This window comes from Arthrobacter sp. B3I4, from assembly GCF_030816855.1.
In the GTDB taxonomy this organism is placed as follows: Bacteria; Actinomycetota; Actinomycetes; order Actinomycetales; family Micrococcaceae; genus Arthrobacter.
This window is the reverse complement of sequence record NZ_JAUSYK010000001.1, coordinates 1,982,978-1,999,168: the sequence shown is the minus strand read 5'-3', so window position 1 is coordinate 1,999,168 and position 16,191 is coordinate 1,982,978. Positions and strand designations below refer to the sequence as shown.

General features: G+C 68.3%; 15 protein-coding genes and 1 pseudogene. 4 read left to right on the top strand and 12 right to left on the bottom strand.

The genetic code is table 11. From position 1 onward, the window contains the following. Positions 1-101: 101 nt before the first annotated feature. Together QFZ61_RS09400 and clpS are read right to left on the bottom strand one after the other, a co-directional pair. Positions 102-662, bottom strand: a complete 561-nt coding sequence (locus QFZ61_RS09400; protein ID WP_307035411.1) for a DUF2017 domain-containing protein — start codon at positions 660-662, stop codon at positions 102-104. Continuing rightward, positions 655-1,017, bottom strand: coding sequence for an ATP-dependent Clp protease adapter ClpS (clpS, locus tag QFZ61_RS09395; protein WP_307035409.1), 363 nt, complete (start codon positions 1,015-1,017; stop codon positions 655-657). Before clpS ends, QFZ61_RS09400 begins: the two co-directional genes overlap by 8 nt. A 94-nt stretch (positions 1,018-1,111) precedes the next feature. Here clpS and QFZ61_RS09390 point away from each other — a divergent pair, with 94 nt between their 5' ends. The 3 genes from QFZ61_RS09390 to QFZ61_RS09380 all read left to right on the top strand — a co-directional run bounded on the left by QFZ61_RS09390 (position 1,112) and on the right by QFZ61_RS09380 (position 3,507). Continuing rightward, positions 1,112-2,440, top strand: a complete 1,329-nt coding sequence (locus tag QFZ61_RS09390) for a nicotinate phosphoribosyltransferase (RefSeq protein WP_307035407.1) — start codon at positions 1,112-1,114, stop codon at positions 2,438-2,440. Beyond that, positions 2,441-3,079, top strand: a complete 639-nt coding sequence (locus tag QFZ61_RS09385; RefSeq protein ID WP_307035405.1) for an isochorismatase family protein — start codon at positions 2,441-2,443, stop codon at positions 3,077-3,079. It begins immediately after the preceding gene. Between the two features lie 83 nt (positions 3,080-3,162). Then, on the top strand, positions 3,163-3,507 hold the full coding sequence (locus QFZ61_RS09380; protein ID WP_307035403.1) for a hypothetical protein: 345 nt from the start codon (positions 3,163-3,165) through the stop codon (positions 3,505-3,507). A gap of 77 nt (positions 3,508-3,584) precedes the next feature. Here the strand turns inward: QFZ61_RS09380 and QFZ61_RS09375 are convergent, their stop codons facing one another. The 10 genes and pseudogenes from QFZ61_RS09375 to QFZ61_RS09330 form a co-directional block, all read right to left on the bottom strand. Next, a complete protein-coding gene (locus QFZ61_RS09375; RefSeq protein WP_307038100.1) occupies positions 3,585-4,418 on the bottom strand; it encodes an IS3 family transposase in 834 nt (277 codons plus the stop codon). 14 nt (positions 4,419-4,432) lie between these two features. Further along, positions 4,433-4,912, bottom strand: a complete 480-nt coding sequence (locus QFZ61_RS09370; RefSeq protein ID WP_307035401.1) for a helix-turn-helix domain-containing protein — start codon at positions 4,910-4,912, stop codon at positions 4,433-4,435. A gap of 91 nt (positions 4,913-5,003) precedes the next feature. Then, positions 5,004-6,803 (bottom strand): DEAD/DEAH box helicase, encoded by a 1,800-nt coding sequence (locus tag QFZ61_RS09365; RefSeq protein ID WP_307035399.1) that lies wholly within the window; start codon positions 6,801-6,803, stop codon positions 5,004-5,006. Positions 6,804-6,940: 137 nt separating this feature from the next. Next, positions 6,941-7,253 (bottom strand): annotated as a pseudogene (locus QFZ61_RS09360) (DUF3039 domain-containing protein). Positions 7,254-7,298: 45 nt separating this feature from the next. Further along, entirely contained in the window at positions 7,299-8,078 is a 780-nt protein-coding gene (nagB, locus tag QFZ61_RS09355) for a glucosamine-6-phosphate deaminase (protein WP_307035397.1), read from the bottom strand. 108 nt (positions 8,079-8,186) lie between these two features. Beyond that, the gene (locus tag QFZ61_RS09350) at positions 8,187-9,758 is read right to left on the bottom strand and encodes a transporter (RefSeq protein ID WP_307035395.1); all 1,572 of its coding nucleotides are present in this window, start codon (positions 9,756-9,758) and stop codon (positions 8,187-8,189) included. Next, entirely contained in the window at positions 9,740-10,513 is a 774-nt protein-coding gene (locus QFZ61_RS09345) for an ABC transporter ATP-binding protein (RefSeq protein ID WP_307035393.1), read from the bottom strand. Before QFZ61_RS09345 ends, QFZ61_RS09350 begins: the two co-directional genes overlap by 19 nt. A gap of 49 nt (positions 10,514-10,562) precedes the next feature. Beyond that, positions 10,563-11,663, bottom strand: a complete 1,101-nt coding sequence (locus tag QFZ61_RS09340; RefSeq protein ID WP_307035391.1) for an NADH:flavin oxidoreductase/NADH oxidase — start codon at positions 11,661-11,663, stop codon at positions 10,563-10,565. Next, positions 11,663-12,670, bottom strand: a complete 1,008-nt coding sequence (locus QFZ61_RS09335) for a tetratricopeptide repeat protein (RefSeq protein WP_307035389.1) — start codon at positions 12,668-12,670, stop codon at positions 11,663-11,665. Before QFZ61_RS09335 ends, QFZ61_RS09340 begins: the two co-directional genes overlap by 1 nt. 146 nt (positions 12,671-12,816) lie before the next feature. Then, entirely contained in the window at positions 12,817-14,640 is a 1,824-nt protein-coding gene (locus tag QFZ61_RS09330; RefSeq protein WP_307035387.1) for a hypothetical protein, read from the bottom strand. A gap of 200 nt (positions 14,641-14,840) precedes the next feature. Here QFZ61_RS09330 and QFZ61_RS09325 point away from each other — a divergent pair, with 200 nt between their 5' ends. After that, positions 14,841-16,163 (top strand): AI-2E family transporter, encoded by a 1,323-nt coding sequence (locus QFZ61_RS09325; protein WP_373427146.1) that lies wholly within the window; start codon positions 14,841-14,843, stop codon positions 16,161-16,163. Positions 16,164-16,191: the final 28 nt, after the last annotated feature.

Sequence of the window (16,191 nt, the reverse complement as noted above, 5' to 3'; positions counted from 1 at the left end):
TCTTCGGCCGTGTACACGCTGTCGCGGGCGAGTGGAAGGAAGCGCACGTCCAGTCCCCTTCACACCGCCCACACCAGCCCCAGCAGTCACCTGCCGGGCGCCTACGCCTTGAGCGAGGCCAGCATCGCCTGGACCAGAGATTCCTGCAGCCAGGTGGTGAAGTTGTAGACCAGGGCCAGGTAGCTTTCCACGTCCTCGGCCTGGGACCAGTCCTGCATCCGGTGCACGTGTTCGGCGTCGGCGTCGTCCCGGATATCGAGGCGCTCCGCGAGCACCAGCCGCACGTCGTTGAGCGCGGTGGACCAGTGCCGGGCGTCCGCCGGGGTCAGCACCAGTTCCTCCTTGTCCAGGCCGAGCGCCGCGGCCTTCAACGCCCCGATCTTGCTTTCCCGCAGCGAGCGCTCGGTGTAGCGGCGGAACTCCAGGGACGCGACGTCGTCGTCCTTCATGACGTTCGGCAGCAGCCGCCGGAGGGCGCGGTCCGATGGTTCCCGGGCCTCGCTGTCCAGCCCTACGAGCGCCGCCAGCGGGTCCTGCCCGGTCCGCTCCTCGGGCTCCAGCATGGAGATGACGTCGTCAAAGAGGTTCCGCAGCAGCTCCCGCTCGGCCGGCTCGAGGTAACCGGTGATGCCCTTGAGTCCGTACTTGAATGCCCTAGCCACGTTTTCCCTTGCCCTTGCCGGATCCGCCGGAGTCGCCGGTGGCCTTTTCCACGGTGGCCCAGAGACCGTAACCGTGCATCGCGACCGCGTGCTGCTCCACCTGCTCCTTGCTGCCATGCGCGACGATGGAGCGGCCCTTCTTATGGACCTCCAGCATCAGCTTGTTCGCTTTCGCTTCCGAGTAGCCGAAGTAGCTGCGGAACACGTAGCTGACATAGCTCATCAGGTTCACCGGATCATTCCAGATCACGAGGTTCCAGGGAATGTCCGGGGCGGTCAGGACGTCAGTGGACGCCGCTGTTCCGGTCTGGGTGCTCTCCTGGGTGTCAGGGCCGAGCGCAACGCTGAGGGTCATCTGTCCATTCTATGGGGGGCTGGGTCCACACCGGCGAGGGCCCCACGGCGAAGCGAAGCGAGACGCGGGAGCCGATGGGGATTAGAGTGAATTTGTGAGCACCTCAGCCGGCTGGGACCATCCCCGCACGTCCTTGTACACCGACCACTACGAGCTGACCATGCTGCAGGCTGCCCTGCACTCCGGCGCAGCCCACCGCAAGTCGGTGTTCGAGGCCTTCGCCCGGCGGCTGCCGGACGGCCGGCGCTACGGCATCGTCGCAGGCACCGGCCGGCTGCTGGAAGGGATCGCCAACTTCCGATTCGGCGAGGAAGAGATCGACTTCCTGCGCCGCACCAAAGTGGTCAACGAAGAGACTCTTGACTACCTTGCCAACTTCTCCTTTTCGGGTGACATCTGGGGCTACGCCGAAGGCGAGGCCTACTTCCCCAACTCCCCCATCCTGATCGTCGAGTCCACTTTCGCCGAGGCGTGCATCCTCGAGACGTACATCCTCTCGATCCTCAACCACGACAGCGCCATCGCGTCCGCTGCTTCGCGCATGATCACCGCGGCGGGCACCCGGCCCTGCGTCGAGATGGGCTCGCGCAGGACCCAGGAGGAATCCGCCGTCGCCGCCGCCCGCGCCGCCGTGATCGCCGGCTTCGACAGCACCTCCAACCTGGAGGCCGGCCGGCGTTACGGCATCAAGACCGTCGGCACGGCTGCCCACTCCTTCACCCTGCTGCATGACACCGAACGCGAGGCCTTCGAAGCGCAGATCGCCTCGATGGGCGCCGGCACGGCACTGCTGGTGGACACATACGACGTCGAGGCAGCCGTCCGCACCGCCGTCGAGCTGGCCGGCGCCAAACTGGGAGCAGTGCGCCTGGACTCCGGCGACCTGGTGGCGCAGGCGCAATGGGTCCGGCAGTTGCTCGACGATCTGGGGAACGAAAACACCCGCATCATCGTGACCTCGGACCTGGACGAGTTCGCCATTGCCGCCCTGCAGTCCGCCCCGGTCGACTCCTACGGCGTCGGCACGTCCCTGGTCACCGGCTCCGGCGCCCCCACGGCCAGCATGGTCTACAAGCTGGTCAGCCGCACGGACGACGCCGGCAATTTCGTTCCGGTCGCCAAGGCGGCCAAGAACAAAACCAGCAAGGGCGGCCGCAAATACGCGCTTCGGCGGCTCAACGAGCGCGGCACTGCCAGCCAGGAGATTATCGGGATCGGACACCGCCCGGACGACGACGGCAACGACCGTCAGCTGCTGCAGCAGTTCATCAAGAACGGCGAGCTGCTGCCCGGCTGGACCGGCCCCGAGGGTGTGGTGCGTGCCCGGCAGCGGCACGCGGACAGCATGAAGGAACTCCCGGCCGTGGTCAACCGGCTCCAGCGCGGCGAACCAGCCATCCCCACCATCTATGAGGAGGACTGAATGTCCCGGGCTCTGATTATTGTTGACGTGCAGAACGATTTCTGTGAAGGCGGGGCGCTCCCCGTGGAGGGCGGAGCGGCCCTCGCAGCCGAAATCAGCGAATACGTTGATGCCCATCACGGCCAGTTCGACCACGTCGTGGCGACCCAGGACTGGCACATCGAGCCGGGCGGGCACTTCTCCGACCAGCCGGACTTCGTCGACAGCTGGCCGCCGCACTGCGTCGCCGGCACCCGCGGAGCCGAACTCCACCCGGATCTGGACACCGAGTACATCCAGGCCTACTTCCGCAAGGGCCAGTTCACCGCAGCCTACTCCGGGTTCGAGGGGCTGCTCGCCCCGGACGATGCCGTTCCCACCGGTGACCGTGCCCCCGGCTCGCTGCCGGTGGGCGGCGGGGCCGGCGCCGCCGCGGCGGACGAAGACGCCATCGGCCTGGATGACTGGCTGCAGAGCCACGACGTCGAAGAGGTGGTTGTCGTGGGGATCGCCACCGACCACTGCGTGAAGGCGACCGCCCTCGATGCGGTCCAGGCCGGCTACTCCGTCACCGTGCCGCGGGCGCTCACCGTCGGCATCGCCGAGGACCTTGATGACGCCTTTGCCGAGATGGAGTTCGGCGGCGTCGATCTCGCCTGAGCGCCGCCGCCTCCGACAGCACAGTAGACTCGGAACCCTTGACAATAACGTTGGACCCGTAGAAATTCCCGGAGTACACCACCATGAAGAAGACCCTGACCGTCCTGCTTGCCGCCGGGACCCTGCTCGGCGCGGCTGCCTGCTCGGCCCCGAAGATGACCAGCGAGGAGACCTGCGCCCGGATCAAGACCATCACCGCGTCGCCGACGTCCGGCTCGGACAAGTTCGGCATGACCCGGCTGGCGAACCAGATCCGGCCGATCCAGGCGACCGCCTCCGACGAGCTGCAGGATCCGCTGCGGTCCATCGTTGACTACCTCGACGAGGCCGCCAAGAAGGACCCGGACTCGGCCAAGCTCGAGGACCTGAAGGCCAAGTACACCGCGGCCGGTCAGACGTTCTCCCAGACCTGCGGTGCCGCCCAGTAGCGCCGGCGAGCTCCACGAAAAAGGGACCGGTCATTGAACTGCTCCCCGAAAGTTGGAGCCGTTATTGAACGGTGCTTCTAGGCTACGTGAAGGGACTGAGTCCGGTATTGCACCGGGCTCAGTCCCTTCAGTTTTTCCTTGATGCGGGTGTGGTTGTACCAGTGGATGTATTGGCTGAGTCCCTGCTCGAACTGTTCGATCGTGTCGAAGCGGTCGTGGTGGAAGAACTCTTCCTTGAGGTGACCGAAGAAGCTTTCCATGGCTGCGTTGTCGTAGCAGTTGGCCTTGCGGGACATGGACTGGTGGAGCCCTCGGTCCTGGAGGGCGCTGACCCAGGATCGGTGCTGGTATTGCCAGCCCTGGTCCGAGTGCAGGACCGGATGCTCACCGGGCTTCAGGACTTTGAAGGCGTCGGTGAGCATGTCCATCACCAGGGGCAGGGCCGGACTCGGGCGCACGGCGTGGGCGATGATCTCGCCGTTGAACAGGTCCAGCACCGGGGACAGGTACATCTTCTGGTCGGCGACCCGGAACTCGGTCACGTCTGTCACCCACTTCAGGTGCGGGGCATCGGCCTGGAAGTCCCGGGCCAGCCTGTTGGGTGCCACGTGTCCGATTTCGCCGCGGTGGGAGTTGTACTTGCGGCGCCGTATTCTGCAGATGCAGCCTTCCTGGCGCATCAGTGCGGCCACGGTCTTGCCGCTGAGCCGGATGCCGTGGTCGCGGGCCAGCGCGATGCGGACCCTGCGGTATCCGTAGGCTTTCCGGTTCTCGGTGAAGACCCGGGCAAGGAGTTCCCTCTCACGGGCATAGCGGTCCGGTTTCCCGGCCCGGGAGCGGTGGTAGTAGTAGGTGCTGGCCGGCAGACCCAGGAAGCCGAGCAGGTCCTTGGCCGGGTAGCGCTGCTCCAGCGACGCGACGACAGCTACCTTGAGTTGCGTCGTCGTTCCTCCGCCGCCAGAGCCTGCAATTTTTTTAGTGTGGCGTTCTCCATCTCGAGGCGCCGCACCTTCTGCTCCAGGGACTCTTCCGCCGGCGCGGCCCGCGGCTTCCGTCCCCGTTTCCGAGGTTGCAGACCGGCCGCGCCATTTTCCCGGTATCGGCGCAGCCAGTCCTCAAGCTGGGAGAGGTGGCGGATTTCGAAGCGTGCCATCACCTGCTCCCGGGTGGCGCCCCCAAGGTAGGCGAGCACGGCCTCAAGCTTCAGGTCAGCGGGATAAAACTTCTTCGTCGCCATCGGAACCAGCCCTTCGATTCCCTGACGACGATACTGCCCCACCAGCTTCTCAACACTCGTGCCCGGCAGACCCAGCTCCCTGGCGATCGACCTGCGCCCGAACCCCCGGTCAACCAACTCGGCCAAACGGCCGCGGACCTCATCCCCGTGTCGTGAATACCGGGCCATAAAGGAACTGCACCTCCGAAAGTCAGATTCTCAAATTCGAATCCAACTTTCGGGGTGCAGTTCACATCCGGTCCCTTTTTCGTGTTAGCTGTTACTTCCGGCCGATAAACCAGTCCTGAAGCTTCCGGAGCCGCGTCTGCAACTGCTCCTCGTTGGCCTGGGCCACGGCGGGGCCGCCGCAGACGGTCCGCAGCTTGGTGTGGATGACACCGTGCGGGGTGCCGGTCCGCGCGGACCAGGCCGCGACGTTCTTGGCCAGCTCGGTGCGCAGGTCCATCAGCATCCGGTGGTCCGGCACGGCCGGTGCGGCCTCGACGGTTCCGGCCCGCGAAGCGTCCCCCTGCGGGCTGCGCTTGTTCTTGCGGTTGAGCTGTTCGTGCTGGCGCTGGCGCAGCAGGGTGCCCACCTGCTCGGCGTCGAGCAGGCCGGGGATGCCGAGGAAGTCGAGCTCGTCCTCGGAACCCACCTCGCCGCCGGTGCCGAACTCGCCGCCGTCGAACAGCACCCGGTCAAAGGACGCCTGCGAATCCAGCGCCTCGAACTTGCCCTTCATCAGGGTATCCGAGGCCTTTTCCTCCCGGTTCGCCTCGTCCATCAGCGAATCCTCCGGGTTGAAAAGCCCGTCGGCGTCCTCCTTTTCCGGCCGGTCCAGCGCGTGGTCCCGCTCGGCCTCCATGGAGTTCGCCAGTGCCATCAGCTGCGGCACGGAGGGCAGGAACACCGACGCCGTTTCGCCGCGCTTGCGGGCACGCACGAAGCGGCCCACCGCCTGGGCGAAGAACAACGGCGTGGAGGTGGAGGTCGCGTAGACGCCGACTGAGAGCCGCGGAACGTCCACGCCTTCGGAGACCATCCGCACCGCGACCATCCAGCGTTTGTCGCCGGCGGAGAACTCCTCGATCTTGTTCGAGGCCTTCGCATCGTCGGAGAGGATGACGGTGGGTGACTCGCCGGTGATCCGCTTCAGCTGCCCGGCGTAGGCCCGCGCGTCGTCGTGGTCGGTGGCGATGACCAGTCCCCCGGCGTCCGGCACGGTCCGCCGCACCTCACTGAGCCGCTTGTCCGCTCCGGCCAGCACGGCAGGGATCCACTCGCCCGCTGGGTTCAACGCGGTGCGCCAGGCCTGGGAGGTGACGTCCTTGGTGACGGCGGCTTCGCCGAGCGAGGCGGCCATCTCATCGCCGGCACTCGTGCGCCAGCGCATCTGCCCGGAGTAGGCCATAAACATCACTGGGCGGACCACATGGTCACGCAGGGCCTTGCCGTAGCCGTAGGTATAGTCGGCCTTGGAGCGGCGGATGCCGTCCCGGTCCTCGGCATACTCGACGAACGGAATCGGCGAGGTGTCGGACCGGAACGGGGTGCCCGTCAGCGAGAGGCGGCGGGCGGCGGGTTCGAAGGCCTCGCGCAGCCCGTCGCCCCAGGACAGCGCCTCGCCGCCGTGGTGGATCTCATCGAGGATGACCAGCGTGCGTGCCGCTTCGGTCTTCGCCCGGTGCAGCATCGGTTTGCTGGCGACCTGCGCATAGGTGACGGCGACGCCGATGAAGCCGCGGCCGTGCTGGCCGTCGGCGTTCTTGAAGTTCGGGTCAATGGCGATGCCGACCTTCGCCGCGGCGTCGGCCCACTGGCGTTTGAGGTGGTCGGTGGGCGCAACGATGGTCACCCGGTTCACTGCGCCTGCCTCGATCAGCATGGACGCGACCCGGAGCGCGAAGGTCGTCTTGCCCGCGCCGGGGGTGGCGACCGCAAGGAAATCCTTGGGGTGCCTGCTGAAATAGCTGTCCAGTGCTTCCTGCTGCCAGGCGCGGAGCTTCGGGGCGGTTCCCCAGGCTGCCCGCTCGGGATAAGCGGGGGGCAGCACGGGTCCGCCGAAGAGTGTCTCTGTCACCTAGCAGGCCCCCGTCCACACGCATCAGCCGGTTCCGGAGAAACCCCAATAAGCACAAAAACACCAATCTTTTTTCGGATGAAGCGGACCTCAGCGCCGGCAGCGGAGCGCACCGCCCCGGAGCTGCCACGTCGGCACTACTTGCCGGAGTCGCCGCCGTCGCCGCCGGGCCGAAGGCCCTCGTAGACCTCTTTGCACTCGGGGCAGACCGGGAACTTCTTCGGGTCGCGGCCGGGCGTCCACACCTTGCCGCACAAGGCAATCACGGGTTCACCCGACAGCGCGGATTCCATGATCTTTTCCTTGCGCACATAGTGCGAGAAGCGTTCCCGGTCGCCCGGTTCCACTTCCTGGCGCAGTTCCTCGCGCTCAATGGGTAGCCGTCGATGTCCCGGCTCCGGAGAGTTCGCGCATCGGGTCGTTTTCCAACGGAGTCGTCATGCTGGTCATGGGATCCATCTTAGCCGCTGGAACAGATCGAATCGCGAGGGCCGGTCACAGGCCCTGCCACTTCGGCTTGTTGTCATAGCTGTGCCGGTAATAGTCGGCGAGTCGCAGCGAGGAGGCGGCCGCCTCGTCGAGCAGGACCGTGGCGTGCGGGTGGAACTGCAGGATCGACGCCGGGCAGATGGCCGCCACCGGACCTTCGACAAGATCGCGGACGGCCTGCGCCTTCAGGGCACCTCCCGCGAGCAGGATCACATGCCGGGCCTCAAGGATGGTGCCCAGGCCCTGGGTCAGGACGTGGTGCGGCACCTCCGCCAAACCTCCGAAGAAGCGCGCGTTGTCCCGCCGGGTCTGCTCCAGCAGCGTCTTAATCCGCGTGCGGGACGCTAGCGAAGAGCCGGGTTCATCGAAGCCGATGTGGCCGTCCGTTCCGAGCCCGAGCAGTTGCAGGTCCACCCCGCCGGCAGCGCGGAGGGCATCCTCGAAGGCGCGGCAGGCCGCGGGGAGGTCCGCGGCCAGCCCGTCGGGTCCGTGGACGTTTTCCGGGCTGATGTTGACCCTGCCGGTGAAGTCGCGCCGCAGAACTTCGCGGTAGGCCTGCGGATGCCCGGCAGGCAGCCCGACGTACTCGTCCAGGATGAACGCCCGGGCACGGCTGAAGTCCAGGCCGGCCTCATGCCGCCGGGCCAGCTCGTCATAGACCGGCAGCGGTGAGGATCCGGCCGCCAGGCCCAGGACTGCGTCGGGCTTTCGCCGCAGGAGCGCCTCGACGGCATCGGCGGCGAGCACGGCGAGCGGCTTCCCGCCGGGGAGGATGACAACTTCCACGCTCCCGCCCCCGTCCATACGTCCATACGTCCCTAGGTCCGGCCGCCCGGATATCTTGACGGCAGGCTACCCCACTCCGGGCGCCCCGGCCCGGGCCCTGAGACCCGGTCAGCGGTTGACGGCCAGCTGGGCGAGCAGTTCCGGCGTGCGGGCATCGAACCACCGGCCGCCCAGCCTGACCCCGGCGGCAAACAGCCCGATGCCCAGCACCGGGCCAAGGGCCAGGCAGATCCAGCCCGGCACCACGGAGCCGCCGGCGAGCTGAAGCGCCACGAGGGCCAGCTCCGGGCTGACCAGGACCAGCAGTACTGCCATGCCGCCGAACTGCACTGCGAGGGTCTGTGCCACGTTGCCCGGCGGTTTCTTGAAGGGACTGTCGCCGGGCAGCGGTACCGGAACGGTGTAGCGGGCCGAAACCACCGAGGACAGGCCCAGCCCGGTAAACAGCACGCCCAGCGCCACGCCGAGGACTCCCGGCACGAACCTCCAGTCACCGGTGATGAACGCCGGAAGGACGCTGAAGACAAGGACCACCGGCAACGCAAAGGCCAGGCAGGCGAGCGCCCGTCCCAGCCGGTCATGTACGCCGCGCACTCCCGCGGCGACATGCACGGCAAAGGCCGTGCTGTCGTACGACACGTCCGAGGAGATGGACCAGGCCAGCAGGAACGCCGTCAGCGGTCCGACGAACTGCAGCATGCCGTAAAACCCGGACTGGCTGGCTTGGAAGAGCAGCAGCACCGGCAGCAGCGGCACTACCACCAGGGCACCGGCGTAGCGCGGATCGCGGAACCAGTAGGTCAGCGACCGGGCCGCTATCGCCCCGGTGGGGGTCGCCGGAACGAGTCCGAACAGGCCCAGGCCGGAGGATTTCTTCTTGGCCGTGCCGGCGTAGGGCGGAGTGACGAGCGCGCGCTGCAGCAGCACCTTCCAGCACAGCGCCAGCCCGGCCAGGCTGGCGAGCGCAACCACCAGCTTGAGTGCCGCGGGGCCGTAGTGGCCTGCCGCGAGTTCTCCACCCAGGGACCAGGCCGCCCCGGCGGGCGTCCATTCCAGGAACCGCGCCAGCTCAGCCACGAACCCGGCATTGCCGGCGATCCCGCGGGCGACTCCGGCCACGATCGGCCCCATCAGCACCAGCGGGACCAGGAACGCGATGGCGCTGAGATCCCGGAAGCGCCGGGAACTGGCCAGGCCTGCGGTTCCGGCCGTCACCACTTTGGCGATCACAATGCAGGTGAGCACCCCCAGAACCGCGCCGGCCAGGGCCCCGGACGCGGCCAGGAGTCCCCGCGACCAGGTGCCAACGGTAGCCAGTGCCACCAGGGCCGTCGACACCCCCGGGATGCCGATCAGCCCGGCGAGGGCAAGCCCGGTCAGCAACTGCGGCATCGGCACCGCGAAGGTGGTGAACCGGGAAGGGTCCAGCGTGAGGTCGGCCGCGGAGGCCACAACCGGTATGACTGCCCAGCCCAGGACCGCGGCGGCGCCGCCGAGCACAACGACCGTCCGGGCAGTGTCGACGTCGGCCTGGCGCAACAGCAGCAGCCCGGCGACCCCCGCCGCGACAATGCCGAGGGCGTAGAGCCCGCCGATGACGATCCCGACCAGCTGCCAGGGGCTGCGGCGCAGGCCGTTGCGCAGCAGCGTGAGCTTGAGCCTCAGAAGGTGCGCAACCACTCGAGGCCTTCCGTGTGGCTGCGGCCGCCCACCAGCTGGACGAAGCGGTCCTCCAGCGACGCGCCCGCGCGCACCTCCTCGACCGTGCCGGCGGCCAGCACCCGGCCGCTAGCGACGACGGCGACGTGGTCGCACATCCGCTGGACCAGGTCCATGACGTGGCTGGACACAATGACGGTGCCGCCGGAGGCGACGTAACGGTCCAGGATGTCCCGGATGTTGGCCGCGGACACCGGGTCAACCGATTCGAACGGCTCATCCAGCACCAGCAGCCGGGGTGCGTGGATCAGCGCCGAGGCAAGGGCAATTTTTTTGGTCATGCCGGCGGAATAGTCCACCACGAGGGTGCCGGCGTCGGCGCTGAGGTCCAGGGCTGCAAGCAGCTCGGCAACCCGGGCAGCCACCACCGGCCGGTCCATGCCGCGCAGCAGCCCGGCGTAGCTGACCAGTTGCTCCCCGGTCAGCCGGTCGAAGAGCCGGACGCCGTCCGGCAGCACCCCCATCAGCTTCTTGGCCTCCAGCGGGTGCTGCCAGACGTCCACGCCCTGGACCAGGGCGGTGCCGAAGTCCGGCCGCAGCAGGCCGGTTGCCATCGACAGCGTGGTGGTCTTGCCTGCGCCGTTGGGGCCGACGATCCCGTAAAAGGAGCCGGCCGGCACGTCCAGGCTGATGCCGTCCACGGCGATTTTCGCGCCGAAGCGTTTCGCCAGGCCGCGCAGGGCCAGCGCCGGGACGGGCGGTTGCTCGAAGGTCATGTCGCTAGCCTAACCGCCGGCGTCCCGGCCGGCGTCTCCGCCGGCGCGCCTAAAAGGTGCGCCGCGGGATGGCCCGTTCGTACTGCGGCGGCCAGGCCAGTTCGTGGCCCAGTTCAAAGGCCGCCCGCAGCCACCAGTGCGGGTCCCGGAGTGCCGCGCGGGCGATGAAGACGCCGTCGGCCTGCCCGGTTGCGACCGCGTGCTCGGCCTGTCCGGCGGAAGTCAGTAGCCCCACGGTGCCGGTCTTGACGCCGGCTTCACGCCGGATCCGGGCGCTGAAACCGGTCTGGTAGCCGGGGCCGACCGGGATCGACTGGTGCGCCACGGCGCCGCCGCTGGAGACGTCGACCAGGTCCACCCCGTGCTCCGCCGCGGCCCGGGCCAGCCGTACCGAGGAGTCGGCATCGATGCCGCCTTCGGCCCAGTCGGAGGCGGAAATCCGGAGCAGCAGCGGCATCGAGTCCGGGATGACGTCCCGGACAGCATCCACCACGGCGAGGGTCAGCTTGTTGCGGCCGGCCTCGTCCCCGCCCCAGCTGTCCGTGCGGTCGTTGATCAGCGGGCTTTGGAACTGGTGCAGCAGGTAGCCGTGCGCGCCGTGCAGCTCAATCGTGTCAAAACCGACGGCGACGGCGCGTTTGGCGGCGGCAGCGAAGTCGGCGATCACGCCGTCGATCTCCTCCGCCGTCATCGCTGAGGGCGGGGCGTACCCGTCGAAGGCTTGGGTGCTTGGGCCCACGGTACTCCAGCCGCCCTCGGAAGCCGGGACGGTGCCGCTCTTGCCGGAGAACGGCCAGTAGGTCGAGGCCTTGCGTCCAGCGTGCGCGAGCTGGGTGCCGATTTTGGCGTCGGCGGAGCCGTGGCGGTGCACGAAGGAGACGATCCGCTGCCAGGCATCGGCCTGGGCGTCGTTGTAGAGGCCGGCGTCCCGGGGGCTGATCCGGCCGGCGGCGTTGACGGCGGCTGCCTCCGTCAGGATCAGGGCCGCACCGCCGGTGGCGAAGGATCCCAGATGCATCAAGTGCCAGTCGGTGGGCACCCCTTCGGCGGTGTCGGGCTCGCAGCTGTACTGGCACATCGGCGAGACCCAGCCGCGGTGCTCCAGCCGCAGTGAGCGCAGCTCCAGCGGAGTGAACAGAGCCGGCCCCACTAGAACAGCACCCGTGCGAGGTTCTGGCGGGCCTTGGCGACGCGTTCGTCGGCCGGGCCGACCACGTCGAAAAGCTCCAGCAGCCGCACCCGGGCGGTCTCGCGCTCCGGTCCGAAGTTCCGGCCGATGAACGCGACGATCCTGCCGAGCCCGTCCTCGACGTGGCCGCCGGCGATGTCCAGATCGGCAACGGCGAGCTGCGCTTCCAGGTCATCGGGTTCCTCCGCGGCCCGGCCGCGGACGGCGTCGGATTCCGCGGCGGACAGCGACTGCAGGCGGTCCATGAGTTCCACCTGCGCCAGTCCGGCCTTGGCTTCGGCGTCGGCCGGCATCTCGGTCAGGGCCTGCCGGTAGGCCGCTGCGGCGCCGGCGTAGTCGCCGGCTTCAATGGCATCAAACGCCTTCTGGTGCAGCGGCGGCAGCGGCGGCGCCTCGGGCTCCCCGGCGCCGGGGCCGCCGGCTCCGATCCGGCCGGTCACTCCGTTGGCGGCGGCAACCTTGAGGAGTTCCTCGAACAGGCTGCGCACCTGCTGCTCTTCAGCGCCGCCCTGGAACAGCGGGACAGGCTGGCCCTTCACCACTGCGACCGCGGTGGGCACGGCCTGGACCTGGAAGGCCTGGGCGAGCTGCGGAAAGGCTTCGATGTCGGCGGCTCCGAGGACCAGCCGGCCCTCGTAGCTGTCCACGATCTGTTCCAGCACATCGACGAGCTGCGCGGAACCCGGCGAGTAGCCCGCCCACAGCGCAATCACCACCGGGACCTGGGCGGAGAGGTCCACGAGCTCCTGGAAGTTGGCTTCGGTGACGTCCACGCGCAACGGGGCCCCTGCGGAACCGGTGTCCTCTGCCCCGCCCGCCGCTCCGGTTCCGGGCGCCGGCGGGCGGCCGGCACCGGCGCTTGCCGGCGGCGCGGGCCGCTGTTTCAGCGCGGAGAGGTCGACGGCGCCCCGCAGGTTCAGCGGGTTGGCGGCAGCTGGCGGGACCGGACGGGAAGCTGGCGAAGTCATGGCTCCACTCTAACCATTACGTCCGCGCACCGCCCGCGAAGGTACGCAGAGGGCGCGCGCAGCGCTGCGCACCACACACCACCACGGCCGCGCAGCGCACGGCACCCCGGTCCGCGGGGCACCGTGCGTTGCGCCGGCGGGCCCGGCTACTTGAAGCTGGCCCCGACCAGACCGCGGGTGGCGGCCACGAGCTTCATCGGATCCTTGGACCCGGCGGGCGGCACGTAGACGGCCACGGATTCGGCGAAGTTCAGGACCATGCCGGTGCTGGTTTCCTTGCCGCCGGCCAGGGCTGCCGCGTCGTCGCCGATGGTCAGCTTGTCACCGGCGTTCTTGGGCGTACCGTCGAAAGCGAAGTTGAGCCGGCCAAGGACCAGCGCGCCGCCGTCGGAGGTGCGGAACACCACGGTGTTCTCCGGAGCCACTTTGTGGGTGAAGGTGAAGTTGCCGTTGGCGCCGGACTTCACGACGTCGTTCTGGTAGGCCAGGGTGTCCGCGATGTACGGCGAGGACTGGCCCTCCGCGAGCTTGTCCTTGAAGGCGGAGTCTGACTTGGTCAGGCGGTCGCCCAGTCCTGCCAGTGCTTCCTCACCGCTGTACAACAGCCCCGACTTGTCCGAGGCGGCCAGGGTTTCGGTACCGCCCCGGGTGATTCCGGGGAAGGTGGTGCCGGGCTGCAGCGGTGTCGCGCCGACCAGCTTGTAGTTCTCCCGCGGCGAGGCCTGCACGAGGGTCAGCAGCTGCGGGACGACGTTGCCTTCCCCCTGCGTGACGGCCATGACGGAGCGCGGCCACTCGCGCTCGTTGCTGACGACGGTGGTCAGCAGCTTGGTGGCACGGACCGGCATCCGGGGCTCATAGCTGCCCACCTTCGAGCGGATCTTGTAGTTCTGCGTGCGAACCTCGAGTTCGGTCGCTCCCACCCGCGGCGCCAGCTTGGCGGCGTCCTTGGCCGCGTCGCCGGCGTCGACAGCACTGGCGACCTGTTCCAGGATGCGGCGGAACTGGGCATCCAGCAGGACCGGAGCGGCCGCTGCCTTGTCCGCGGCCGGGGCCGAAGACCCGGACTGCGAAGGAGACGGAGACGGCGACTGGCTGGCCTGCGCCGCAACACCGGTTCCGGCGACGGCGGCGGCGGTCAGCAGCGCCACGGCGGCGCCGGTTCCACGGCGGAGGGCCGACGGGGCGACCCTGCTTTCGACGCTGCCGGCAGCCGTGCTCCCCTTCGGAGCAAGGGCGGTGCCGGCACCGGCATTGCGCTCGTGCGCCCGGTTGGCCGCCTGGTCGCGGGCGCGGCGGGCGAACGGGCTGCCCTTCGGCGTTCCACCGGTGCCTGCCGCGTCGTCGCCGCCGGTCTTGCGCTTCCTGGGCTTGAGCAGGGCCAGGGCCGCGCCGGCCAGGATCAGCAGCGCTCCGAGCACCATCAGCGGGATGGCCCACGGGGTGGACGTGTCGTTGGGGAAAGTCATTGAGACCTGCGAGGGGGCGGCCTTGGTGCCGTCGGAGGCCAGCAGCAGCGACCAGTCGCCGTCAGCCGGCGGGTTCCAGGAGTAGTTCAGTTCCCCGTTGGCGTTCTCCGTGGTCACCCAGAGGTCAGAGCCCGCGGGCGAGGGAGCGGTTGCTTCGCCGTCGGTGTGGTCAAGCTGAAGTGCCTTGCGGTCCTCCGAGACACCGGAAACGGTGTTGTGGGCTGTCTTGCCGACCCAGGCGTCGACGTCGTCCGGCCGTCCGGCAGCCAGCAGGAAGCTGCCCTCGCCCTTGACCTTGATCTTCACCGTGCCGCCATGCAGGGTGCGAAGCTTCTGGTCGAAGACGGTCAGGGGGGCGGCCGTCCCGCCGCCGGGCGCGACAGCGGTCACGGTCTCCGGCGGAGCCCAGAAGGTCTTCTGGCCAATACCTGCCAGCAGTGTCAGGAGGCCGAGCAGCACTAGCGCAACTGCAGTCTTGAAACGCAAAATATTACCTATCATCAGCGGACACGTAGCTTAAAGGGTAACGGTTTTGTTACCTGTGAGTCAGATCGGGCGCCTTGTCAACCCCCGTCCGGCGGGTTGCGGCTGCCCCGATCGGCCCGGTAGCAGGGCTGCTGATAGTGTTTGCGGTGATCGTCACACCGGCCCGCGACCGCGGGTTTTCGGGGGAAAACCAGAGAAAAAAGGCATTCGACGCAGTGACTGAACCCACGGATTCGTCCTCCTCAGGACACGCGGCCACTCAAGAATCCGGCAGCCAGTCACGCGGCCCGCTTGAAGCGGCCCCGCAGCAGCACACTCCGCGTGCCGCGGCCGCCGGCTTCCTGGTGTCGATGGCACGGCGCCTGCGCCAACCGCTGCCCGGCGCGCAGCCCCGGCTGCGCTTCGAGATGCCGCCGGAACTGCCGGCCCAGCCCGAGGTGGAACTCCAGGCAGGCCCGGACGATGAGGACGACGCCCCCTTCGGCCGGCCGGGGCCTCGGATGTCCGCCCAGCACCCGCTGTATGTCGGCTTCATGGGCACGGTGGGAGTCGGCGCCGCGCTGCTGGTCTACTGGATCGGCTCGAACACAACCCAGTTGCTGCTCTGGATCGTGACGGCCCTCTTCATCGCCCTCGGCCTGGACCCGGTGGTGCGCTGGCTCGAAGGCAAGAAGGTGCCCCGGCCCGCCGGAATCCTGGTGTCCGTCGCCACCCTGGCCCTGGCCGTCACCGGGTTCTTTGCCACCGTGATCCCCACCATCGTGGCGCAGGTGACGCAGATCGTGCAGGAGGCACCGCGCTGGATCCAGGACTTCATCGACTCCGACTTCTTCCGCTCCCTGGACAGCCAGTTCGGCGTGCGGGACCGGATCAGCCAGGAACTCGAGAAGTTCGTCAACAACCCCGAGGCCATGGGCGGCATCTTCGGCGGCGTCGTCGGCTTTGGCACCACCGTGTTCAACGGCCTGTTCGGCGCCCTGATTGTGCTTGTCCTGAGCCTGTATTTCCTCTCCGCCATGCCCTCGATGAAGAAATGGGGCTACCGCCTGGCGCCACGGTCGCGCCGTGCCCGCGTCGAAGCACTGTCCGAGGAGATCACCTCGTCGGTGGGCAACTACGTCATCGGCCAGGTCTGCGTCGCGCTGCTCAACGCGACCTATGCCTTCATCGTGATGTCGATCGCGGGAGTCCCGTTCGCCGTCTCCCTGGCGTTCGTCGTTGCCCTGCTCGCCTTCATCCCGCTGGTCGGCGGCATGATCGCCGGCATCCTGGTAACCCTGATCTCTCTCACCGCCGGCTGGCAGACGGCCCTGGTCTTTGCCATCTGCTACTTCGCCTACCTGCAGTTCGAGGCCTACTTCATCTCGCCGCGCATCATGCAGAAGGCCGTCGCGGTGCCCGGCGCCGTCGCCGTCATCTCGGTCATCGCCGGAGGCAGCCTGCTCGGAGTGCTCGGCGCCCTCATCGCCATCCCGACGGCCGCGGCGGTCATGCTGCTGGTCAAGGAAATTTTCATCCTGCGGCAGGACAAGCACTAGGCCGCTTTCCGCACCGATTTCTGACAGC

What these genes read in the sequence shown, in the direction of transcription:
- clpS (WP_307035409.1), bottom strand. Translation starts at nt 1,017, where the DNA reads ATGACCCTCAGCGTTGCGCTCGGCCCTGACACCCAGGAGAGCACCCAG.
- QFZ61_RS09385 (WP_307035405.1), top strand. Translation starts at nt 2,441, where the DNA reads ATGTCCCGGGCTCTGATTATTGTTGACGTGCAGAACGATTTCTGTGAA.
- QFZ61_RS09380 (WP_307035403.1), top strand. Translation starts at nt 3,163, where the DNA reads ATGAAGAAGACCCTGACCGTCCTGCTTGCCGCCGGGACCCTGCTCGGC.
- QFZ61_RS09370 (WP_307035401.1), bottom strand. Translation starts at nt 4,912, where the DNA reads ATGGCCCGGTATTCACGACACGGGGATGAGGTCCGCGGCCGTTTGGCC.
- QFZ61_RS09345 (WP_307035393.1), bottom strand. Translation starts at nt 10,513, where the DNA reads ATGACCTTCGAGCAACCGCCCGTCCCGGCGCTGGCCCTGCGCGGCCTG.
- QFZ61_RS09335 (WP_307035389.1), bottom strand. Translation starts at nt 12,670, where the DNA reads ATGACTTCGCCAGCTTCCCGTCCGGTCCCGCCAGCTGCCGCCAACCCG.
- QFZ61_RS09330 (WP_307035387.1), bottom strand. Translation starts at nt 14,640, where the DNA reads ATGATAGGTAATATTTTGCGTTTCAAGACTGCAGTTGCGCTAGTGCTG.